The following is a 22,609-nucleotide window of genomic DNA, read 5'->3' as shown; positions in this document are numbered from 1 at the left end:
CCGCCACCAGGCTATCTCCCGCCTACGACGCGGTGCGCTCCTCGAGGCCCCAGGCCTGGCCGTAGCCTCCCTCGGACTCCGGCCTCGCCATCAGCTCGAGGAACGGCTGCGCGTCGAACGCCTCGGGACCGAGCACGCCGACCCCGCTCCAGGCGCCGGTCGCGAGCAGCTCGAGGGCGATCACCGGGTTGAGTGCGGTCTGCCACACCACGCACTGGCTCTCGTACTCGCGCATCGTCCACTCGTTGTCGGCGACGTGGTAGAGGTACACCTCGCGCGGTGCGCTGTCCTGCCCCGTGCCGGTCACCCACACGCCGGCGCAGGTCTTGCCCGTCATCCGCGGGCCGATCGTGGCGGGATCGGGCAGCGCCGCCGCCACGACGTCGCGCGGCGCGACCTCCACCGGTCCGTTCGCGCTGCGCACCCGCAGCGGCGCCACCGAGTCGAGGTGCAGCGTGTGCAGCGTCTTCAGCACGCCGATGAACTCGTCGCCGAGGCCGTACTTGAACGTCACCCGTCGCGCATCGAGCCAGCGCGGCATGAGGAGGACCTCCTCGTGCTCGACGTTGACGCACTCCACGGGGCCGATGCCCTCGGGGAAGACGAACGTCTCCGGCTCGGAGAAGGGCGCGGTCGTCACCCACCCGCCGTCCTTCGTCCACACCACGGGCGGGTTGAGGCACTCCTCGATGGTCGTCCAGATCGAGAAGGACGGCGCGAAGATCTCATTGCCGGCCTCGTCGCGCACGACGAGGTTCGCGCCGTCGCGGGTGCCGAGCTCGTCGATCGACGAGAACAGGTGGTCGGACGCGTAGCGGGCGAACACGTCGGAGAGCCCGGGCTCGACGCCCATGCCCACGAGCGCGAGCCGGCCGGCGGTCTCCCAGTCGGGCGCCTGCTCGAACTGGTCGTCGCCGAGCTTGACCCCGGTCTCCTCGTAGGGCCGCTCGGGGTGCGGCTCGGAGAGGCTCATGGCCATGTCGAGGTAGTCGGCGCCGGCGGCGAGCGCTCCGGCGAAGACGGTCGGCACGAATTTGGGCTCCACGGCGTTCATGACGTGGGTCGCGCCGTGCTCGCGGGCGAGCGCGGCGACGCTCTCCGGGTCGGAGGCGTCGACCCGCGCGGCGACGAAGCGCGCCGCGACCTCGGAGCCGTGCGTGGCGACGATCCAGTCGATCGTGCGCTGCGCGCGGGTCGGGTCGTAGTCGCTCACGACGAGGAGTTCGAAGAAGTCGCGACGCGCGGCGATCTTCGCGATCGCATCGCCGACACCGCCCGCACCGATCAGCAGGATCCGCATGAGACGACGCTATCGGTCGTCAGCATGGCGCGATAGTGCGGATCCGACGGCGGCGGCGCGTCGACGCAGGCGGATGCGCGCGTCAGTCGCCGGCGCCCTCCGCGTACACGACGGGCGCGGGACCGAGCTCGGCGAGGAGGCGCGACATCGCCACGTAGGCGCGGTTGCGGTACGCGACGAGCTCGGCCGATCCGCTGGCGGGCGGCTCGAGGAACCCGGCGCCGGTCTTGTTGACGCCGAAGCGCCCCGCGTCGATCTGCTGCTGGAGCAGGTCGGGCGTCGGGTACCGATCGGGGTAGGCCTGACGCAGCTGGGCGAAGACCATGCCATAGGTGTCGAGGCCGGCCATGTCGGCGATCGCGAACGGCCCGAAGAACGGGAGGCGGAATCCGAGGGTGCCGCGGATGATCGCGTCGACGTCCTCGATCGACGCCACGCCCTCCTCCACGACCCGCGCCGCCTCGTTCAGCAGCGCGAACTGCAGGCGGTTGAGCACGAAGCCGGTCACGTCTTCGACGAGGGCCGAGACCTTGCCGACGGAGTCGATGACCTCGCGGGCGAACGCGACGGCCTCGGGCGAGGTGCCGGTGTGCGGGATGACCTCGACGGCCGGGATGAACGGTGACGGGTTGCTGAAGTGCACGCCGAGGAACCGCTCGGGGCGCGCGATCGACGGCGCCATGGTGCCGATCGGGATGCTCGACGTGTTGCTGCCGACCACCGCGTCCGCCGGGGCCGCCTCGCCGATCCGGCGGAGCGTCTCCTGCTTGAGCTCGAGGCGCTCGGGCACCGCCTCCTCGATGAAGCGCACGCCGGCGACGGCATCCTCGAGCTCGTGCGCGGTGATGCGGGCGGCCATCGTCTCGGCCGCGTCGGCCGGGAACAGATCGTCGGCGGCGAAGGCGCGCGCCTCCGCGATCAGGCGTTCGCGGTTCGCCTCCGCGACCTCGAGGGTGACGTCGGAGATCCGGACCGGATGGCCGGCGAGCGCCAGCACCTGAGCGATCCCGCCCCCCATGTAGCCGGATCCGACCACGGCATATGCGTCCTCGGGCATGTCGTCCTCTCGTTCAGAGCGCGGGCTGATCGACCCGGCTGGTGCCCGGCGTGTAGTCGCCGGACTCGGGCAGGATCCCGCGCAGGTAGTCGCGGTTGCGGGCGCAGACGCTCAGGCCGTCGCCCCCGTAGTGCTCGAGCCCCAGGTAGCCCTGGAACCCGGCGTCGATGGCCATCCGCAGCACCTCGCGGTGGTTGACGATGCCGCTCTCGAGCGGGGCCGGGAACGCGAACACCGCGCCGGTGGCCGGATCCTCGTCGCGCTGATAGCTCTTGACCTGCCAGTAGTTGGCGTACGGGAGCGTCGCCGCATAGAGGTCGCGCCACTGCTCGATGGGCCGGTGGAGTCGGATGAGGTTGCCGACGTCGGGGCAGAGGCCGACGTTGCGCAGCCCGATCTCCTCGACGAGCCGCACGGCCGAGGCCGCGGTGCCGAGGTAGGTGTCCTCGTAGAGCTCGAGGGAGAGCTGCACGCCGACCTCCGCGGCGTGCCGGCCGAGCTCCTGGAACCGGGTGACGGCGAGCGCGCGCGCCTCGGGCTCGTCGGAATCGCGCGGCCCGTCGACCGTCCAGAACCACTGCACGGCGCGCTGCGCCGGGGTGAGCGGGCGGTGCAGTCCCAGGCAGATGAGCTTCACGCCGAGATCCGCGGCGGCGTCGATGGTGCGGTGGTCGTAGGCCAGGTTCTCGGCCCCGTTCTCGGGGTCGACGACGCTCTTGCGCGCGACGGCGACGACGGGCGCGACGAGTCCGTTCTCGCGCAGGACGGCGAGGAGCTCCCCGCGCCGTGACGAGTCGAGGTCGGCGGGGCGCACCCAGCTGTCGATGAGGTCCACGCGGTCGAACCCGGCGCGGCGGGCCTGCCCGAGGACGTCGGCCCACACCTCGACGGGAGCGTCGTGCGCATCCGGGAACTGCAGCAGCACCGCAGAGATCGGCCAGTCGGAGGCGGAGAGCGCCATCGATCCTTCTTCCGGGGAGGGGATGCCCGCCACGCTACTCCGCGTGCTCGGCGGCGCGGCGCGAGCGCGGCCCGCGGAGCGGCGGAGGGCCTCCCCCCGCCCGCGGACCGCGCCGTCGTCAGCCCAGCTCGATCGCCGTCCAGGAGACCGGGGGCAGGGTGACCATGAGCGTCGTGCCGTCGATCACCGCCGAGTCGTTCTCGTGCGGGGTGACCCGCTCGCGATCCTCCAGCGTGTTGGCGGCGGTCACGTCGTCGTCCGAGATCGTGCGCGCCGACCGCACCGCCACCGCGCCGAGCCCGGTGACGTCGATCTCGACTGTCGCCTCCTCCGTCTGCGACCGGTTGACGACGAACACCGCCGTGCGACCCGTCTCGGCGTCGTGCGTCGCGACCGCGTCGAGCTGGGGGACCTCGCCGTAGAGCGCCGTCTCGTAGCTCGGCGACTCGAGTTTCACCTCGAGCGCGGTGCCGGTGGCGAGCTCCGAGGTGATCGCGAACGGGAAGAAGGTCGTCTGGCGCCATGCCGGGCCGCCGGGCTCCGTCATGATCGGGGCGATCACGTTGACGAGCTGGGCGAGGGAGGCCGCCGTCACCCGGTCGGCGTGCTTGAGCAGCGAGATGAGCAGCCCGCCCACCACGACCGCGTCGGCGACCGAGTAGACGTCCTCCAGCAGTCGCGGTGCCTGGGGCCAGTTCTCGATCCCCTCGATCTTGTCGACGTCGCGGTACCGGTCCTGGTACCAGACGTTCCACTCGTCGAAGGAGATGTCGATCGTCTTCTCGCTGCGCTTGACCGCCTTCACGTGGTCGGCGGTCGCGACGACCGTCTCGATGAAACGGTCCATGTCGACCGGCGACGCGAGGAAGCTCCCGAGGTCGCCGTCCCGCTCCTGGTAGTAGGCGTGGCAGGAGATGTAGTCGACGTCGTCGTAGGACTCCAGGAGCACGTCGCGCTCCCACGTGCCGAAGGTGGGCATGTGGGCGTTCGACGAGCCGCAGACGACGAGCTCCACGCGCTCGTCGAGCTGGCGCAGGGCCTTCGCCGCCTGGGAGGCGAGCTTGCCGTAGTCGGTCGCCGAGCGGTGACCGAGCTGCCACGGCCCGTCCATCTCGTTGCCGAGGCACCACATCCGCACGTCGAACGGCTCGGTGCGCCCGTTCGCGACGCGCCGGTCGGCGAGCGTCGAGCCCGCGCGCACGTTCGCGTACTCGACGAGGTCGAGGGCCTCGAGCGTGCCGCGCGTGCCGAGGTTGAGGGCGAGCATCATCTCGCCGCCGACCTTGTCGACGAACGAGCCGAACTCGTGCAGCCCGAACGCGTTCGTCTCGGTGGAGTGCCAGGCGAGGTCGAGCCGGGTGGGGCGCTCTTCGCGCGGGCCGACGCTGTCCTCCCACCGGAACCCTGAGACGAAGTTGCCGCCCGGGTAGCGGATGGTCGACACCCCGAGCTCGCGCACGAGGTCGACGACGTCCTGCCTCAGCCCATCCTCGTCGGCGGCCGGGTGACCGGGCTCGTAGATGCCGTCGTAGACGCAGCGCCCGAGGTGCTCCACGAAGGAGCCGAAGACGCGGCGGCGGACGGGACCGACCTGGAAGTGCGGGTCGATGGTGAGATGGGCGGAGATCATCAGCGGCTTTCTACGAGGGGACGGGTGGTGCGGACGACGGGGGCGCTCACTTGAGGGAGCCGATCGAGAGCCCGCCCTGCCAGTAGCGCTGCAGGGTCAGAAACGCGATCACCAGCGGGATCACCGACACGAGCGAGCCCATCACGATGAGGCTCCAGAGCGAGTGGCCCCCGCCGTTGTTGCCGGAGGCGAGCCCCTGCCAGACGCCGATGCCGACCGTGACCGGGTAGAGGGTCTTGTCGCTCAGCATGACGAGCGGGAGGAAGTAGTTGTTCCAGGTCGCGACCATCGACAGCAGCAGCACCGTGACGATCGCGGGGCGCATGAGCGGCAGCGACACCTGCGCGAAGGTGCGGAACTCGCCCGCCCCGTCGACCCGTGCCGCGTCCATGAGCTCGTCGGGCACCGCGTCGCCGATGTAGACCCGCATGAGGTAGACCCCGAACGGATTCAGCAGCGACGGCAGGATCACCGCCCAGATCGTGTCGGTGAGACCCGCGTCCGACGCGAGCACGAACGTCGGGATGACGAGCGCCGTGAGCGGGACCATGACCGCGCCGAGCAGCAGCGAGAACATGAGGTTGCGGCCGCGGAAGCGGAACTTGGCGAAGCCGTATCCGGCGAGGATCGAGATGATCGTCGACCCGACTCCCCCGGCGACCGCGTAGAGCGCCGAGTTGCCGATCCAGTGCAGGTAGATGCTGCCGTCGTAGGTGAAGAGGTCCCGCAGGTTGCCGAGGTAGTCGACGTTCTTGTCGAACCAGAGCGACCCGCCGGTGCCCCCGAAGAGGCCGGCGGCGTCCTTCGAGCTGTTGACGACCATCCAGTAGACGGGCACCAGGAAGTAGACGACGAGGATGCCGAGGAAGATGTGCGCCGGCACGATCCCCCGCCGGCGGCGGAGCCCCGGTGGACGGACGGCGGCGGGCCGGGCGGCGCGGCTCGGCGTGAAGGCGGTGGCGGCGGTCATGAGAGGAAGCTCCCTCGCTTCCGGGTGAGGAACAGGAACACGTAGACGCAGATGAACACCACGACCCCGAGGGCGAACGACAGCGCGGAGGCGTAATTGAACTGCGCATAGGAGAACGCGGTGTAGTACGCGTAGAGGTTCGGTGTGAAGTCGGCGGTGATGCCGCCGTTCGAGATCGTGCGCAGCACGCTCGGTTCGGTGAAGAACTGCAGCGTGCCGATCAGGGCGAAGACGAGGATGAGCAGCAGCGCGTTGGTGACGAGCGGCAGCTTGATCCGCAGCGCGATCTGCCAGGCGTTGGCACCGTCGATGCGCGCGGCCTCGTAGAGGGTGGGATCGATCCCCTGCAGGGCCGCGTAGATGATGATCATGTAGTAGCCGGCCCACTGCCACGTGACGACGTTCATGAGCCCGCCGAAGACGTGCGAGCTGTCGAGCAGGAACGGCGCCTTGAGGCCCACCAGGCCGAAGAGCTGCCCGAGCGGCCCGAACGTCGGGCTGTAGAGGAAGCCCCACATGATCGCGCCGATGACCGCGGGGATCGCGTACGGCAGGAAGATCATGAGCCGCGCGAACCGCGCGAACCGCGTGGTCACCGCGTCGAGCACGAGGGCGATCGCGAGCGACACGATCATCTGCACGGGGATGAGCACGAGCGAGAACAGCAGGACGAAACCGACGCCGCCGAGGAACGACGGGTCGGTGAACGCCTTGATGTAGTTGTCGAGCGGCGCGAACTGGGTGCCGGTCGCGAGCCCCTTGGTGAAGAGGCTGTTGTAGAAGGCGTAGAGCAGCGGCAGCACGAGGAAGACGGCGAACACGATCGTGAACGGCAGGATGAACAGCCAGCCGGTCACGGCGCGACGCCGGTTCGCCGCGCGCTGCGCGGAGGACATCGGCATCCGGGGGATGCGGGCGCGTCGCGACGATGCGAGCGCGGAGGCGGAGGTCATTCGGAAGGCCCTTCGAATGATGGGTGCGGGACGGGGAGGAGGGGCGGTCGGGCCGACGTCGTGCGCCGGCTCGACCGCCCTCGGCTCTACTTGACCGTGAAGCCCTGCTGCTTGGCGTACTTCACGATGTCGGACTGCAGCGTGGTGGCGGCCTCCGAGCCGGAGATCTTGCCGGCGTTGATGGCCGTCAGCTGCTTCTGCAGCTGGGCGTAGTAGTAGACCTGGAACGGGCTGTAGGTGAAGCCCTTGTATCCGTTCTCGGCCGGGATGTAGACCTCGCCGTACGCCTTCTGGCCGCCGAAGAAGTCGAGCGGGTAGTCGGCGAAGTCCTTCGAGGTCAGCACCGTCTGGTTGAGCGGGAAGATCACGAGGTTCTTCCAGCCGTCCTCGAGTGACTTGGAGTCGGCGTAGATACCCAGCGCCACCTCGGCGGAGAGCTTCTTGTCCTTCGCCTGCTGGGTCACCGCGAAGGCCGAGCCGCCCCAGTTGACCGAGACGGGCTTCGCTCCGGCCCACTGCGGCAGCGGCGCCACCGCGAACTGGCCCTTGTCGTCGCCCTTGCCCACGCCGGCGCCGGTCAGGTAGCCCGGAGCCCACGCGGCCGACACGTAGGTCGCGTACTTGCCGCCCACGACGCCCGAGATGTAGTCGGCGGTGAACTGGTCCTGCTTGCCGACGAGGCCCTTGTTCGACAGGCCGGCCCAGTAGTCGAGCACGTCCTTGGATGCCTGGTCGTCGAGCTTGACGCCCACGTTCTTCGGCTTCGTGGGGTCGTACTCGAAGGGCGAGGCGCCCTTCTGGATCTGCAGCGCCATCATGACGGCGGGCACGTTGCCGCCCAGGTCGCCGAACAGGGGACCGCCCGCGTCCTTCATCTTCTGCGCGTCGGCGGCGTACTCCTCCCACGTGGTGGGCGGCGTGATGCCGTACTTGGCGAAGATGTCCTTGCGGTAGATGAGCCCCATCGGGCCGCCGTCGACGGGCGCCGCGTAGACCGCGTCGCCGACCGAGACGTCCTTCCAGGCGCCCTCGCTGAAGTTCTTCTTGACATTGTTGGCGCCGTACTTGCTGATGTCGACGAGCGCGTCCTGGATGACGTAGTTGGAGAGGTGGTCCGCCTCCAGCATGACGACGTCCGGCGCGCCCTTCTTGGCCGAGACGGCCGTCTGGAACTTGTCGTACTCGTCAGCGCCCTGACCGACGTTGTTCCAGCAGACCTGGACGTCGGAGTGCGACTGGTTGAAGTTGTCGACGACGGTCTTCATGTTGGGGTACCAGGCCCACATGGTGACCTTCGGCGCCTTGTCGTTGACGATCTTGTTGGTGCACTTGGCGTTGGCGTTGGCGTTCGCGTCGGAGCCGCCTCCCCCGCTGCAGGCCGCGAGCGCCGCGGCGACCGCCACGGCGACGATGCCGGCGATGAGTGACCTCTTCTTCACTGCGATTCCCTTCGAGGTGCGTTGGACTTCGTTGTCGTGCACGACCGGGGACGGCGGGGCGGAGGCGGGATGTCGCGGCGCGGGTGCGCGCCGGATCCCCGTCGATCCGTCCCGGCTCGGAGCCCCTGAGCCGCTGTGTTCTACAACGTTGTCATGCAACGTTGTAGAAGTGATCATGGCCACCCCTCCGGCGGGTGTCAAGCACGCGCGGGCGCGTCGGCGGCGGAGGGGTCGAGTCGCCGGGCTCAGCGGGCCGGCGTCGACTCGCGCTCGACGATCCGGTAGCCGGCCATGAGCTCCTGCGGCTCGTCGGGGCCGCGCCCCGCGATGCGCTCGACGAGCAGCGAGATCGAGGTCTCCACGATCTCCGGGAGCCCGGGATCCACGGTGCTGAGGCTCGGCACGGAGTAGGCGGCGTCGTCGAGGTTGTCGAAGCCCAGCACGGCGACCTGCTCCGGGATCGCGATGTGCGCCTCCTGCAGCGCGCGCATCGCGCCGAACGCGAGGTTGTCGTTGAACGCGAACAGCCCGTCGAACGGCTCCCCGGTCGCGATCAGCCGTCGCGTGACCTCGGCGCCGTCGGCCCGGTGCCAGGGCTCGGCGTAGCCGATGAGCTCCTCGCGGTACGGCTCGCCCGCCGCCTCCAGCGCCTCGCGATAGCCGCGCAGTCGCAGGCCCGCGGATCCGATGACCTCGCCGACGTGCGCGCCGACCACGGCGATCCGTCGCCGTCCGAGCCGCAGCAGGTGCTCGGTCGCCGTGCGCGCCGCCTCGACGTTGTGCATCGTCACATGGTCGGTCGGGCCGCCGAAGATCCGCTCGCCGAGCAGCACGAGCGGGTAGGGCTGCCGCAGCAGCTCGGCGTCGTCCTGCTGCATCCCGAGCGCGCTGAACAGCAGTCCGTCGGTCATCTTCCGCCGCGCGCTCCGCAGCACGTCCAGCTCGCGCTGGCGGTCGCCGCCGGTCTGCTCGATGAGCACGGTCAGCCCGCGCTGCTCGGCCGCCGCGATCATGCGGTCGGCGAGCTCGGCGAAGTAGCTGCTGAGGCTGAGCTCCGGGACGGCGAGGCCGATGAGGCCGGTGCGCCCGGAGCGGAGGCTGCGGGCGGAGGGGTTCGGCTGGTAGCCGAGCTCGGCGATCGCGGCCTCGACCCGCGCCCGCGTCTCGGGTCGGATGTGGGGGTAGTCGTTGACGACGTTCGAGACCGTCTTGATCGAGACGCCCGCGAGCAGCGCCACGTCATGGAGCGTCGCGGCCATCAGCGCTCCTCACCGCGCGACGATGCGCGCGTCCTCGTTGCAACGTTGTATCAGAGTTCAGCGCCGCGGCGGGAGAGCACGCGTGCGGGCGGCCTCGGCGAACCAGCGCGCGCTGTCCTTCGGGAGCCGTTCCTGCGTCGCGTAGTCGACCCGCACGATCCCGAACCGCTTGGAGTAGCCCCAGGCCCACTCGAAGTTGTCGAGGAACGACCAGACGAAGTACCCCCGGAGGTCGACCCCGCGGTCCATCGCCCGCCGGCAGGCGGCCAGGTGCCGGTGCAGGTAGTCGATCCGGTCGGCGTCGTGCACCGCGCCGTCCTCGACGCGGTCGGGGAACGCGGCGCCGTTCTCGGTCACGACGAGCGGGATCCCGAACTCCTCGTGCGAGCGCACGAGCAGCTCCTCGAGGCCCGACGGGTCGATGTTCCACCCCATGTCGGTGAGCGGCGCGGGCTCGGGCAGCCACTCGATCCCCCGCGTCGAGGGGAACGCGGCCTGACCCGGGGCCCCCGGGCGCAGCCGCACGCGACTCGTCGAGTAGTAGTTGATGCCGAGCTGGTCGAGCGGCTGGTGGATCAGCTCGAGGTCGCCCGGCCGGACGAACGAGAAGTCGGTCAGCGCGCGCTGGTCGTCGAGGAGGTCCTGCGGGTAGCGGCCGTGGAAGACCGGGTCGAGGAAGATCCGGTTGCCCACCGCGTCGACGCGCCTCACGGCCTCCTCGCCGCCGTCGCCCTCGGGCCGGACGACGTGGAGGTTGAGCGTGATCGCGACCGCCGGGTCGTTCGTCGCGGCCCGGCGGATCTCGGGCACCGCGAGCCCGTGGGCGAGGTTCAGGTGGTGGGCCGCGGCGAGCGACGCCGCCGGCTCCCGGCGCCCCGGCGCGTGCTCGCCGGTCGCGTAGCCGAGGAACGCCGCGCACCACGGCTCGTTGAGCGTGATCCACCCGGCGACGCGGTCGCCGAGCGCCTCGACGGTGCGCGCCGCGTACTCGGCGAAGCGCGGCGCGGTGTCGCGATTGGCCCAGCCGCCGGCGTCCTCCAGCTCCTGCGGGAGGTCCCAGTGGTAGAGCGTCGCCCACGGCCGGATGCCGCGCTCGAGCAGCCCGTCGACCAGGCGCGAGTAGAACGCGAGCCCCGCGTCGTTGACGCGGCCCGCGCCGCCCGGCTGCACCCGCGGCCACGCGATCGAGAAGCGGTAGGCGTCGACGCCGAGCTCGGCCATGAGGTCGAGGTCCGACGCCCAGCGGTGGTAGTGGTCGTCGGCCACGTCGCCGGTGTCGCCGTTCAGCACACGGCCCGGCGTCCGGCTGAAGGTGTCCCAGATGGAAGGGGTGCGGCCGTCCTCGGCCACCGCGCCCTCGATCTGGTACGAGGCCGTCGCCGTGCCGAGGAGGACGTCGCGCGGGAAGGCGACGTCGTCGTCGCGGTAGTCGTCGGTCATCTCGTCAGGCTAGCGACCGACCTCGGAGATCGAGCCGGGGTCGGCGAGCACCCCGGCGAGCGCGAGCTCCGCGGCGCCGACGAGCAGGCGGTCGTCGCCGAGCCCCGCCGTCGCGAGCCGGACCCCGACGCCGCCGGAGGGCACCGAGTGCTCGCGCACGAGCCGGCCGAGCTCCGCGGGATCCGACTCCAGCAGCGTCGCGAGGTAGCCGCCCAACACGATCAGCTCCGGGTCGAGCATGTTGACAGCGGTCGCGAGCGTGGCCGCCAGCACGCGGCGCTGCCGGGCGAGCTCCGCGCGGATGTCCTCCCGGTCGCCCTCGAGCAGCGCGGCCGCGAGCTCGGGGTCGGTCGCGCTGCGCATGCCGAGCGCGCGGAGCAGCGGCTCGCGCCCGACCTCGTCCTCCACGACGCCGCGCTCCGACGTGCGGTCCTCCGGGCGGAGGAACGCCGCGGGGCTCTGCCCGAGCTCGCCGGCGAATCCCGCATGGCCGCCGAGCGTCGCGCCGCCGATGATGATGCCGCCGCCGATGCCGCTGGCGCCGCCGTTCAGATAGACCAGGTCGTCGACGCCGCGGCCGGCGCCGAACAGGTGCTCGGCGAGCGCTCCGGCCGTCGCGTCGTTGGCGACCGCGGCCGGCAGATCCGTCGCCGCCTCGACGAGCGCCCGGAGCGGCGCCCCCGACCAGCCGAGGTGCGGCGCCCAGCGGACGGTGCCGTCGGCCTCCCCGACGAGGCCCGGCACCGCGAGCCCGACCGCGGCGATCCGATGGACGCGCGCGCCGTTCGCGGCCGCCGCCGCGACGGCGTCCGCCGCGATGCGCGCCGTCTCCTCCGGGGTCGCCGGGTGCCCGAGCTCGTGCCGCTCGCGCCGCTCGACCCGGGCGCCGAGCCCGACGACCGCGGTCGTGACCGCATCGACCTCCGGGTTCACCGCGACGACCGCGAGGCGCGGATCGGCCTCGACGACGGGCGACGGGCGACCGACCCGGTTGGTCGCCTCCGGCGCGGCCTCGCGCACCAGGCCGCGGCTCGCGAGGTCGGAGACGAGGCCGCCGACGGTCGAGCGGTTGAGGCCCGTGCGCGAGGTGATCCACGCGCGGGAGACCGGCCCCTCGCGATGCACGAGCCGCAGCACCGCCGCGAGATTGCCGCGACGGACGTCGTCGAGCCCGGTCGCGCCGCTCGGCATCAGACCGGCCGACGCGTGCTCTCGCGCACGACCAGGCGGGACTCCAGGTCGACGTGCAGGTGGTCGACGAGCTCACCCTCGCGCAGTCGGACGATGAGCCGGACGGCCTCGGCGGCCATCTCGGTGAGCGGCTGCCGCACGGTCGTGAGCGGCGGCCCCGCCCAGCTCGCGACGTCGACGTCGTCGTAGCCGACGACCGAGAGGTCGTCCGGGATGCGGACGCCGCGCCGCCGCGCCGCCTCGTAGACGCCGAGCGCCTGCAGGTCGCTGCTCGCGAAGATCGCGGTCGGCCGCTGCGGCAGGTCCAGCAGCTCGCCGCCCGCCCGGAGGCCGTCGTCGAAGCGGAACTCGCCGCTCGGCGCGATGTAGTCCCGCCGCACCGGGATGCCGGCGCTCTCGAGCGCCGCCCGGTAGCCGGAGATCCGCGCCGTCGAGCAGAGCATGTCGTCGGGACCCGCCACGATCGCGATGTCGCGGTGGCCGAGGTCGATCAGGTGACGGGTGGCCGCATAGCCGCCGGACCAGTTGGCCGTCCCGATCGATGGGACGTCCGGGGCCGGATCGCCGGACGGGTCGACGACCACGAACGGGATGTTGCGCGCGCGCAGCTGGTGCTTGTGGTCGGGCTGCAGGTCGGAGAACACGAGGATGACGCCCGCGGGCCGGCGCTGCATCGCGCCCTCGATCCAGTCCGGGCTCGGCTTGTGCCGGTCGCCGCTCTTCGTGAGCAGCATGCTCAGCCCGTTCTCGCGGGCCGCGCGCTCGACGCCGGCGATGACGTTGATCGACCACGGGCTGTCGACCTCGTGGAAGACGAGCTCGACGAGGGGCGCCACGGTCAGCTGGGTGTTCCGGCGGTTGTAGCCGTGGTCGCGGAGCAGCTCCTCGACCCGGCGCCGCGTCGCGTCGGAAACGCCGGTGCGCCCGTTGAGCACCTTCGAGACGGTCGAGATCGAGACGTCGGCGTCGTCGGCGACACGCGAGAGCGTGGTGCGCGACACGGACGTGCGCGCGGCGAGGTCGCCGGACATGCGGTAACTCTAGCCAGCAGTTCGCGCCGGTGATATGTTGTGAGCCACCACTTATCCGCCGACGATGCCGCGATTGGGAGATCCTCCATGGCCGTCCAGCCCACCCCCGCCGACAAGTTCACCTTCGGTCTCTGGACCATCGGCTACAACGGGACCGACCCCTTCGGCGGTCCGACCCGCCCGCCGCTCGACACGGTCCACGCCGTGCAGAAGCTCGCCGAGCTCGGCGCCTACGGCCTCACCTTCCACGACGACGACCTCTTCGCCTTCGGCTCCTCCGACGAGGTCCGCCAGGGCGAGATCGACCGCCTCAAGGGCGCGCTCGAGGCCACCGGGCTGAAGATCCCGATGGTCACCACCAACCTGTTCTCGGCTCCGGTGTTCAAGGACGGCGGCTTCACCTCGAACGACCGCCAGGTGCGCCGTTACGCGCTGCGCAAGGTCCTCCGCAACATCGACCTGGCCGCCGAGCTCGGCGCCGAGACCTTCGTCATGTGGGGCGGCCGCGAGGGCGCCGAATACGACGCCGCCAAGGACGTGCGGTCCGCGCTGTCGCGCTACAAGGAGGCCGTCGACCTGCTCTCGCAGTACGTGCTCGACAAGGGCTACGGCATCCGCTTCGCGATCGAGCCGAAGCCGAACGAGCCCCGCGGCGACATCCTGCTGCCGACGGTCGGCCACGCGCTCGCCTTCATCGAGACCCTCGAGCACCCGGAGCTCGCGGGCGTCAACCCCGAGGTCGGCCACGAGCAGATGGCGGGCCTCAACTTCCAGGCCGGCATCGCGCAGGCGCTGTACCACGGCAAGCTCTTCCACATCGATCTGAACGGCCAGCGCTCGATCAAGTACGACCAGGACCTCGCGTTCGGCCACGGCGACCTGCACAACGCGTTCGCGCTCGTCGACCTGCTCGAGAACGGCGGCGTCCTCGGAGGCCGTCCCTACGACGGCCCGCGCCACTTCGACTTCAAGCCGAGCCGCACCGAGGACGAGCAGGGCGTCTGGGAGGCCGCGGCCGCCAACATGACGACCTACCTGCTCCTCAAGGAGCGCGCGCAGGCGTTCCGCGCCGACCCCGAGGTCCAGGAGACGCTCGAGCGGGCCAAGGTCGCGGAGCTCGCGAAGCCGACCCTGAACGAGGGCGAGACCTACGAGCAGCTGCTCGGGGACCGCTCGGCGTTCGAGGACTTCGACACCGACGCGTACCTCGGCGGCAAGGGCTTCGGCTTCGTGCGCCTGCAGCAGCTCGCGACCGAGCACCTGCTCGGCGCCCGCTGACCCCACCCGCCCCACCCCGCCACGCCCCGTGCGCAGAATCCGCTGGTCCGGGCTCCCCGTGACCGGCGGATTCCGCGCACCGGCCGGAAGGAGATCGCCGTGACGCTCGTCGCGGGCGTCGACTCGTCGACGCAGAGCTGCAAGGTCGTCGTGCGCGACGTCGAGACGGGCGCCGTCGTGCGCACCGGGCGCGCGTCGCATCCCGACGGCACCGAGGTCGACCCCGCGGCGTGGTGGACGGCGCTCGTCACCGCGGTCACCGACGCGGGCGGTCTCGACGACGTCGCCGCGATCGCGATCGGCGGGCAGCAGCACGGCATGGTCGTGCTCGACGCCGACGGGCGCGTGATCCGCGATGCGCTCCTCTGGAACGACACCCGCTCGGCGCAGGCGGCCCGCGACCTCATCGACGAGTTCGGCGCGGCCGAGCTCGCGCGACGCACCGGCAGCGTGCCGGTCGCGTCGTTCACCGCGACGAAGCTCCGCTGGCTGCGGGATGCGGAACCCGAGAACGCGGCCCGCGTCGCCGCCGTCGCGCTCCCCCACGACTGGCTGACCTGGCGACTGCTCGGCTACGGCCCGGCCGACGCATCGCCGCTCGGACCGCAGCTGGATGCGCTCGTGACCGACCGCTCGGACGCGAGCGGCACGAGCTACTGGTCGCCGACCGGCGAGTACGACCGCGAGCTGCTGATCGCCGCGCTCGGGCACGACGCGGTCCTGCCGCGGGTGCTCGGGCCCGACGAGCGGGCCGGCGAGACCGCCGCGACCGACGCCGCCCCCGCCGGCATCGTGGTCGGACCCGGTGCCGGCGACAACGCCGCCGCCGCCCTCGGTCTCGGCGCCCGCCCCGGCGACGTCGCGGTCTCGCTCGGCACGAGCGGCACCGTCTTCGCCGTGACCGCCGACCCGATCGCCGACGAGACCGGCGCGGCCGCGGGTTTCGCCGACGCGAGCGGCAACTTCCTGCCGATCGCCACCACGCTCAACGCCGCGCGCGTGCTCGACGCGACGGCCCGGCTGCTCGGCGTCGACCACGCGCAGCTCGGCGAGCTCGCGCTGGCGGCCGAGCCCGGATCCGCGGGCCTCGTGCTGCAGCCCTGGTTCGAGGGCGAGCGCACCCCGAACTACCCCGACGCCACGGCGACGCTGTTCGGCATGACCCTCGGGTCGACGACCCGCGAGAATCTCGCCCGCGCGGCGATCGAGGGGATGTTGTGCGGCCTCGCCGACGGCCTCGACGCGGTGCGCGCCCAGGGCGTCGTCGCCGAGCGCCTGCTGCTCATCGGCGGCGCCGCCCAGAACCCCGCGGTCGCCGCGATCGCCGCGCAGGTGTTCGACGCCCCGGTGGAGGTGCCGCAGCCCGGCGAGTACGTGGCGCTCGGCGCCGCGGTGCAGGCGGCCTGGGTGCTGACCGGCGAGCGACCGACGTGGGAGGTCCCTGTCGGCGCGCGACCCGACCGCGACACCCGCCCGATCATCCGGGAGCAGTACACGAGGAGGAAGCCGTGACCGACACGATGCGTGCGAGCGTTCTGCACGACAAGGAGACCGTCACGGTCGACGACGTGCCCGTCGTGCCCCTCGACCCCGACCAGGTGCGCGTGCGCATCGAGGCGGTCGGCGTGTGCGGGAGCGACGTCCACTACTTCCACGAGATGCGGATCGGCGACTTCGTCGTCGAGGAGCCGATGATCCTCGGGCACGAGTCCGCGGGCACGATCATCGAGGTCGGGTCGGCCGTGCCCGCCGACCGCGTGGGCGAGCGGGTCTCGATCGAGCCGCAGCGCGCGTGCCGCGTGTGCGAGCAGTGCAAGGCGGGGCGCTACAACCTCTGCCCGCTCATGGAGTTCTACGCGACCCCGCCGATCGACGGCGCCTTCGCCGAGTCGGCCGTGATCCAGGCGGACTACGCGCACCCGATCCCGGACGGCATGTCGATCGAGGCGGCGGCGCTCTGCGAGCCGCTGTCGGTGGGCATCTGGGCGAACCAGAAGGCCGGCACGAAGCCGGGCAGCCGGGTGCTCATCGCGGGCGCCGGTCCGATCGGCGTCGTGGCCGCGCAGGTCGCGCGGGCGTTCGGCGCGAGCGAGGTCATCGTGAGCGACATCCTGGAGCTCCGCCGCGAGCAGGTGCTGAAGCTGGGCGCGACGCGCGTGATCGACCCGGCCGCGGAGTCCGTCGAGGGTCTCGAGGTCGACGCCTTCATCGACGCGTCCGGTGCCGCGCCGGCGGTGCGCTCCGGCATCCTCGCGGTCAAGCCGGCCGGTCGGGTCGTGCTCGTCGGCATGGGCAAGCCCGACCTCGAGCTGCCGGTCGCGCGCATCCAGAACTACGAGCTGCTGGTGACGGGCGTCTTCCGCTACGCCAACACCTGGCCGCTCGCGATCGAGCTCGCCTCCACCGGCCGCGTCGACCTCGACGCGCTCGTGTCGGGGCGCTTCGGCCTCGACCGGGTCGAGGAGGCGCTGACCACCGCGACCGACGCGGCGACGCTGAAGAACATCGTCACCCCGAACGCGTAGCCGCGCCTCGGTGCGGTCCGCCGGCCGCCGGTGCGAGTGCCAGTGCCCGAAATGCAGGATGGGCAGACCCGGAGAGGCCTCCTCACCCTCAGAAGTCGACATCTGTCGCACCCGACTGCATTGCGGACAGGACATCCGAAGGGGGCGGCGGGGCGCGGTACCTGCCGCACACAGAGGAACGCCCCGGCCGCGAGCTGCGACCGGGGCGTTCTCCGTGATGGGGACTCAGCCCTTCTTGGCGAGCGCCTCGAGGGTCGGGTTGTTGGCGTACGCCTCGACCGCGTTGTCCTTCGTCACGAGGATCGGCTTGAGCGCGACGTAGGGAACAGTGATCGTCCCGTTGTACGCGTTGGTCTTGTCGTTCTTGTCGACGTTCGCCGGGGTCTTGCCCGCGGCGAGAGCCGAGACGACGTCGACCGCGCCCTTGGCCTCCTCATCGGTGTTCTTGTAGATGGTGGAGTACTGGATGCCCTGCATGATCAGCGGGATCGAGTCGGTCTCCGAGTCCTGACCGGTCACGATCGGGTTCGGGAGGCCGGCGGCCTTGATCGCCGTGATGATCGAGCGCGCGAGGGTGTCGTTCGGCGACAGGACGCCGTCGAGCTTCGTGCCGTTCGCGTAGGTGCTCGTGATCAGGTTCGACATGCGGGCCTGCGAGTTCTTCGGGTCCCAGTTGTCGGTCTGGACCTGCTGGAACGTGGTCTGACCCGAGGCCACCACGAGGGTGCCGTCGTCGATCTTCGGCTTCAGCACGCTCATCGCGCCGTTGAAGAACACCGTCGCGTTGGCGTCGGTCGACGAGCCCGCGAACAGCTCGATGTTGAACTTCGACTGGTCCGGGTGCGCCTTCTTCATGCCGTCGATGAGCGCCTGGCCCTGCAGCTGGCCCACGAGGTAGTTGTTGAAGGCGACGTAGTAGTCGACGTTCTTCGTGTTGAGGATGTTGCGGTCCCACGCGATGACGGTGATGCCGGCCTTCTTGGCCTTCGCCACCTGCGTGCCGAGCTGCGAGCCGTCCTGGGCCGCGATGATGATCACCTTGTCGCCCTTGGTGATCATGTTGTCGATCTGGTTCTGCTGGTCGGAGACGGTGTTGTTCGCCGCCGCGTACTGCACGTCGGCCTTGAAGCCCGCCTTCGTCAGGGCGTCGTCGAACGACTGCTTGGCGAGCACCCAGTTCTGCGAGGTCTTGGCGGGAAGCGCGACGCCGACGGAGTCGCCCTTCTTGATGGCGCCGCTGCCGCTTCCGCTGTCGCCGCTCGAGCGGGAGCTCGAGCAGCCGGCGAGCGCCGTGACCGCGATGGCCGCGGTGGCGATCCCGATGAGGAGTGATTTCCGCATAGTTCCTTCTGCTTATCTCTGGTGGTGGATTGCAGGGCAGTCCGTCGTGCGGTCTGCGCCTTCCGTCGAGGGCCGATCGGCTTCGATCAGCCCAGCGAGGGCTTGGAGGGGTTCTCGGGGAGCGCGGTCTCGGTGACCGCCTCGCCCCGGGGGCGGGTTCGGCCGATGCCGAGCCCGCGGAGCAGCGCGCCGGTGAAGGACGGGCGCCCCTGGGTCTTGTTGTAGACGTCGAACGCGACGGCGACGAGGAGCACGAGGCCGCGGATGATCGAGGTCCACTCCGACGGCACGCCGAGCAGCGAGAGCCCGTTGGCCAGGAAGGCCATGACCAGGGCGCCGATGATCGATCCCGGCACCGTTCCGATGCCGCCCGCGACCGCGGCGCCACCGACGAACACGGCAGCGATCGCGTCGAGCTCCCAGCCGGTGCCGTCGAACGGGCCGGAGGCCGTCGCGTTGCCGATGAACACCATGCCCGCGATCGCGGCCAGCACCGACATGTTGAACATGACGAAGAAGTTCACGCGGCGGCTGCTGACACCGGAGAGGACCGCGGCGGCGGCGTTGCCGCCGACCGCGTAGATCTGGCGGCCGAAGATCGTGTTGTTCGTCACGAACGTGTAGATGATGATCAGCACGCCGGCGATGATGCCCACGATCGGGAAGCTGGTCCCGGCGCGACCGGTCGCGAAGAGGTAGGTCGCGAAGAGCGTGACGATCGAGAGCGCGGCGACCTTGACGATCGAGGTCCAGAGCGGCCGGCGGGTCGCGCCCATGCGCACGCGGCGCTGACGCCCGCGCACCTCGAGGAAGACGATGACCGCGACGATGATCACGCCGATGATGCACGTGGAGAGGTTCGCCGGCACGCCCCAGACCGGGTCCGGCAGGAAGCCGTTGCCGATCCAGTTGTAGCTGTCGGGCGTGGACTGCGACGAGGACTGCCCGAAGAGCTGGTTGCCGCCGCGGAAGATCAGCTGCCCCGCGAGCGTCACGATGAAGGCCGGGACGCGCACGAACGCGACCCAGAAGCCCTGCCAGGCGCCGACGAGTCCGCCGACGACGAGGCCGAGCAGCATCGCGAGCACCGGGGGGAGGTGCCAGTCGGACATCGACTTGGCCACGATGATCCCGACGAAGGCGGCGACCGACCCGACCGACAGGTCGATGTGGCCGGCGATGATCACCATGACCATCCCGATCGCGAGGATCAGGATGTAGGAGTACTGCTGGACGACGTTGATGACGTTGCCCTGGTTGAGGGTCAGACCGCCGGTCAGCCACTCGAAGATGCCCATGATCACGACGAGCGCGATGACCATGGAGTACTGGCTGATGCCGCGTCCGCCGGTGAGGGTGCGGACGGCGTTCGTGAACTTGTTGCTCATCGGGCGGATCCGGTCTTTCGGGTCGAGGTCATGCTGACCAGGAGGTTCTCGGGAGTGGCGTCGGCCGCGTCCACCACGTTGGTGATCTGGCCTTCGAAGATCGTGTAGATGCGGTCGGACATCCCGAGCAGCTCCGGGAGCTCGGACGAGATGAGGATGATGCCCTTGCCCTGTGCGGCGAGGTCGTTGATGATCCCGTAGATCTCGTACTTGGCGCCCACGTCGATGCCGCGGGTCGGCTCGTCGAGGATCAGCAGGTCGGGGTCGGTGAACATCCACTTCGACAGGACGACCTTCTGCTGGTTGCCGCCGGAGAGCTTGCTCACCCCCTCCTCGACGCTCGTCGCCTTGGTGCGGAGGAGCTTGCGGTAGCGGTCGGCGACCTCGAACTCCTGCAGCGAGTCGACGACGCCCGCGGTCGAGATCTTCGCGAGGTCGGCGGAGACCGTGGACCGCTTGATCGTGTCGAGCAGGTTGAGCCCGAGCGCCTTGCGGTCCTCGCTCACGTAGCCGATGCCGTGCTTGATCGCCGCGCCCACGTTCGGCACCGAGATCTCGCGGCCGTCCTTGTAGATCTCGCCGGAGACCCAGGTGCCGTACGACCGGCCGAACAGGCTCATCGCGAGCTCCGTGCGGCCCGCGCCCATGAGCCCGGCGAAGCCGACGATCTCGCCGCGGCGGACGAAGAACTCCTCGTCCTTGCAGACCAGGCGGTTGGGGTCGAGCGGGTGGCGCACCGTCCAGTGCTTCACCTCGAAGAACGTCTCGCCGATCTTCGGCTCGCGATCGGGGAAGCGCGACTCGAGCGAGCGGCCGACCATGCCGCGAATGATCGCGTCCTCGTCGATGTTGCCCTGCTCGACGTCGAGGGTCTCGATCGTCTTGCCGTCGCGGATGATCGTGATCTCGTCGGCCACGCGCTCGATCTCGTTGAGCTTGTGGCTGATCATGATGCTCGTCACTCCCTTGGCCTTGAGGCCGACGATGAGATCGAGCAGGTGCTGCGACTCGGCCTCGTTGAGGGCCGCGGTCGGCTCGTCGAGGATGAGCAGCTTGACGTCCTTGTGGAGCGCCTTCGCGATCTCGACCAGCTGCTGCTTGCCGACGCCGATCGACTTGATCTGGGTGTCCGGGTCCTCGTTGAGCCCGACGCGGGCCAGGAGCTCCTCGGCCTCCTTCTGGGCCGCGACCCAGTCGATGACGCCGAAGCGGCTCGGCTCGCTGCCCAGGAAGATGTTCTCGGTGATCGACAGCTCGGGGATCAGCGCGAGCTCCTGGTGGATGATCACGATGCCGGCCTGTTCGGACTGCTTGATGTTGGCGAAGCGCTGGACCTGGCCGTTGTAGACGATGTCGCCCTCGTAGGTGCCGAACGGGTACACGCCCGACAGCACCTTCATGAGGGTGGACTTGCCCGCGCCGTTCTCGCCGGCGATCGCGTGGATCTCTCCGGCCTTCACGGTCATCGACACGTCCGAGAGGGCCTTGACGCCCGGGAACTCCTTGGTGATGGAGCGCATCTCCAGGATGGTCGGCTGGCTCACCGTGCTCCTTCGCTGCTCGACGTCGCTGTCGACGCGACCGGGATGGACGCGTCCGTGTGACCGTTCACACGGTACCCCGAAAAATTAGTGCGCGCCGTCGGACGTGTCAAACGGGTTTCGCGACCGTCACCATCTCGTGACATCTCGGCTCAGCGACGACCGGGCGCTCCGGTCGAGGCGCGCAGCACGAGCTGCGGTCGGATCGGCTCCGTCGGGTACGGCGCCGGCTCCCCGGACAGCTGCGCCAGGGCGAGGGCGATCGCGCGCCGGCCGATCTCGGCGAAGTCCTGCCGGATCGTGGTGAGCGGCGGCCAGTAGTGGGCGGCGTCGGGGATGTCGTCGAAGCCGATGACGCTGATGTCGGCGGGCACGCGGACATCCGCCTCGCGGAAGGCGTGCATGAGGCCCAGCGCCATCTGGTCGTTGGAGCAGAAGACCGCCGTGAACTCCATGCGGTGCATGAGCTCACGGCCGGCGCGGTACCCGAACTCGGCCGTCCAGTCGCCGAGGACGGGCGGCTGGACATAGAGCTCGTTGTCCGCCACCTCCCGGAGGTAGCCGCGCATGCGCGCGTCCGCCTCGATCCAGTCCTGCGGGCCCGCGAGGTGCAGGATCCGGGTGTGGCCGAGCTCGAGCAGATGCCGCGTCGCGAGGCGCGCGCCCTCGAACTGGTCGACGGACACGCTGTGCCCCTCGTCGCGGTGCTCGGAGTCGAGCGACACATAGGGGATGCCGAGGGGCTGCGCCTGGATCAGGTCGAAGACGCGGGCCTGCGGCGCGACGACCACGATCGCCTCCACCGCCTGGCCGAGCAGCTGGTCGATCGCGTGCCGGAGCGAGGCGTCGTCGCTCAGGCAGGTCGCGATGGCCACGCTGTACCCGGCCTCGCGCGCCGCGTCCTCGATCTCGTAGACCGAGGTCTGCACACCGTAGGCGGCGGCGCGGGAGGCGATGAGGACGCCGATCAGGCCGGATCGGCTGGTGACCAGGGCGCGCGCCGCCTGGTTCGGGCGGTAGCCGAGCTCGTCGATGACCTGCAGCACACGCTCCCGGGTCTCCGGTCGCAGGTTCGGGGAGTCGTTGAGGACGCGCGAGACGGTCTGGTAGGAGACGCCGGCGGCGCGCGCGACATCGCGGATGTTCGGCGCGCGCGTGCTGCTCGGCTGTGTCGTCACGGTCCCGACCTCGTTGGCGGATGTGTACGTTCACATCCTGACGTCACATTATGCACGGAGGCGGCGGAGCCTCCCCGCACGCGGACTCGTGCCGATCGGCACGTCCCCGGGTCGGGACGCGCCGATC

Annotated in this window: 18 protein-coding genes; 3 read left to right on the top strand and 15 right to left on the bottom strand. The window is 70.6% G+C overall.

What is annotated here, in order from left to right:
- Positions 1–22 precede the first annotated feature (22 nt).
- From ACTHM3_RS00090 to ACTHM3_RS00040, 11 genes are all read right to left on the bottom strand, one after another.
- Positions 23–1,300 carry a saccharopine dehydrogenase family protein gene (locus tag ACTHM3_RS00090; protein ID WP_440404044.1) on the bottom strand — a complete coding sequence of 426 codons (1,278 nt, stop codon included), beginning with the start codon at positions 1,298–1,300 and terminating at the stop codon, positions 23–25.
- Between the two features lie 82 nt (positions 1,301–1,382).
- Positions 1,383–2,357 carry a 3-hydroxyacyl-CoA dehydrogenase family protein gene (locus ACTHM3_RS00085; protein WP_440404043.1) on the bottom strand — a complete coding sequence of 325 codons (975 nt, stop codon included), beginning with the start codon at positions 2,355–2,357 and terminating at the stop codon, positions 1,383–1,385.
- 13 nt (positions 2,358–2,370) lie between these two features.
- Positions 2,371–3,318 (bottom strand): sugar phosphate isomerase/epimerase family protein, encoded by a 948-nt coding sequence (locus ACTHM3_RS00080; protein WP_440404042.1) that lies wholly within the window; start codon positions 3,316–3,318, stop codon positions 2,371–2,373.
- A gap of 118 nt (positions 3,319–3,436) precedes the next feature.
- The gene (arfA, locus tag ACTHM3_RS00075) at positions 3,437–4,948 is read right to left on the bottom strand and encodes an arabinosylfuranosidase ArfA (RefSeq protein WP_440404041.1); all 1,512 of its coding nucleotides are present in this window, start codon (positions 4,946–4,948) and stop codon (positions 3,437–3,439) included.
- 46 nt (positions 4,949–4,994) lie between these two features.
- The gene (locus ACTHM3_RS00070) at positions 4,995–5,918 is read right to left on the bottom strand and encodes a carbohydrate ABC transporter permease (RefSeq protein WP_440404040.1); all 924 of its coding nucleotides are present in this window, start codon (positions 5,916–5,918) and stop codon (positions 4,995–4,997) included.
- On the bottom strand, positions 5,915–6,871 hold the full coding sequence (locus ACTHM3_RS00065) for a carbohydrate ABC transporter permease (protein ID WP_440404039.1): 957 nt from the start codon (positions 6,869–6,871) through the stop codon (positions 5,915–5,917). Before ACTHM3_RS00065 ends, ACTHM3_RS00070 begins: the two co-directional genes overlap by 4 nt.
- An 86-nt stretch (positions 6,872–6,957) precedes the next feature.
- The gene (locus ACTHM3_RS00060; RefSeq protein WP_440404038.1) at positions 6,958–8,310 is read right to left on the bottom strand and encodes an ABC transporter substrate-binding protein; all 1,353 of its coding nucleotides are present in this window, start codon (positions 8,308–8,310) and stop codon (positions 6,958–6,960) included.
- 245 nt (positions 8,311–8,555) lie between these two features.
- Positions 8,556–9,569 (bottom strand): LacI family DNA-binding transcriptional regulator, encoded by a 1,014-nt coding sequence (locus ACTHM3_RS00055; protein WP_440404037.1) that lies wholly within the window; start codon positions 9,567–9,569, stop codon positions 8,556–8,558.
- Positions 9,570–9,626: 57 nt separating this feature from the next.
- Positions 9,627–11,009, bottom strand: coding sequence for a GH1 family beta-glucosidase (locus tag ACTHM3_RS00050; protein WP_440404036.1), 1,383 nt, complete (start codon positions 11,007–11,009; stop codon positions 9,627–9,629).
- Between the two features lie 9 nt (positions 11,010–11,018).
- Positions 11,019–12,200 carry an ROK family transcriptional regulator gene (locus ACTHM3_RS00045; protein WP_440404035.1) on the bottom strand — a complete coding sequence of 394 codons (1,182 nt, stop codon included), beginning with the start codon at positions 12,198–12,200 and terminating at the stop codon, positions 11,019–11,021.
- Entirely contained in the window at positions 12,200–13,231 is a 1,032-nt protein-coding gene (locus ACTHM3_RS00040; RefSeq protein ID WP_440404034.1) for a LacI family DNA-binding transcriptional regulator, read from the bottom strand. Before ACTHM3_RS00040 ends, ACTHM3_RS00045 begins: the two co-directional genes overlap by 1 nt.
- Before the next feature lie 87 nt (positions 13,232–13,318).
- Here ACTHM3_RS00040 and xylA point away from each other — a divergent pair, with 87 nt between their 5' ends.
- From xylA to ACTHM3_RS00025, 3 genes are all read left to right on the top strand, one after another.
- The gene (gene xylA, locus ACTHM3_RS00035; RefSeq protein ID WP_440404033.1) at positions 13,319–14,509 is read left to right on the top strand and encodes a xylose isomerase; all 1,191 of its coding nucleotides are present in this window, start codon (positions 13,319–13,321) and stop codon (positions 14,507–14,509) included.
- A gap of 99 nt (positions 14,510–14,608) precedes the next feature.
- Positions 14,609–16,021, top strand: a complete 1,413-nt coding sequence (gene xylB, locus ACTHM3_RS00030) for a xylulokinase (protein WP_440404032.1) — start codon at positions 14,609–14,611, stop codon at positions 16,019–16,021.
- An 8-nt stretch (positions 16,022–16,029) separates the two neighbouring features.
- Positions 16,030–17,034 carry an NAD(P)-dependent alcohol dehydrogenase gene (locus ACTHM3_RS00025; protein WP_440404138.1) on the top strand — a complete coding sequence of 335 codons (1,005 nt, stop codon included), beginning with the start codon at positions 16,030–16,032 and terminating at the stop codon, positions 17,032–17,034.
- Between the two features lie 225 nt (positions 17,035–17,259).
- Here the strand turns inward: ACTHM3_RS00025 and ACTHM3_RS00020 are convergent, their stop codons facing one another.
- The 4 genes from ACTHM3_RS00020 to ACTHM3_RS00005 form a co-directional block, all read right to left on the bottom strand.
- Entirely contained in the window at positions 17,260–18,375 is a 1,116-nt protein-coding gene (locus ACTHM3_RS00020; RefSeq protein ID WP_440404031.1) for a substrate-binding domain-containing protein, read from the bottom strand.
- An 86-nt stretch (positions 18,376–18,461) separates the two neighbouring features.
- On the bottom strand, positions 18,462–19,763 hold the full coding sequence (gene mmsB, locus ACTHM3_RS00015; RefSeq protein ID WP_440404030.1) for a multiple monosaccharide ABC transporter permease: 1,302 nt from the start codon (positions 19,761–19,763) through the stop codon (positions 18,462–18,464).
- The gene (mmsA, locus tag ACTHM3_RS00010; protein WP_440404137.1) at positions 19,760–21,283 is read right to left on the bottom strand and encodes a multiple monosaccharide ABC transporter ATP-binding protein; all 1,524 of its coding nucleotides are present in this window, start codon (positions 21,281–21,283) and stop codon (positions 19,760–19,762) included. Before mmsA ends, mmsB begins: the two co-directional genes overlap by 4 nt.
- 173 nt (positions 21,284–21,456) lie before the next feature.
- Positions 21,457–22,482 (bottom strand): LacI family DNA-binding transcriptional regulator, encoded by a 1,026-nt coding sequence (locus ACTHM3_RS00005; protein ID WP_440404029.1) that lies wholly within the window; start codon positions 22,480–22,482, stop codon positions 21,457–21,459.
- Between the last annotated feature and the right edge of the window lie 127 nt (positions 22,483–22,609).

The organism is Pseudolysinimonas sp., assembly GCF_051954455.1.
GTDB lineage: Bacteria > Actinomycetota > Actinomycetes > Actinomycetales > Microbacteriaceae > Pseudolysinimonas.
The sequence above is the reverse complement of the archived record's forward strand: the minus strand, read 5'-3'. Positions and strand labels throughout refer to the sequence as shown.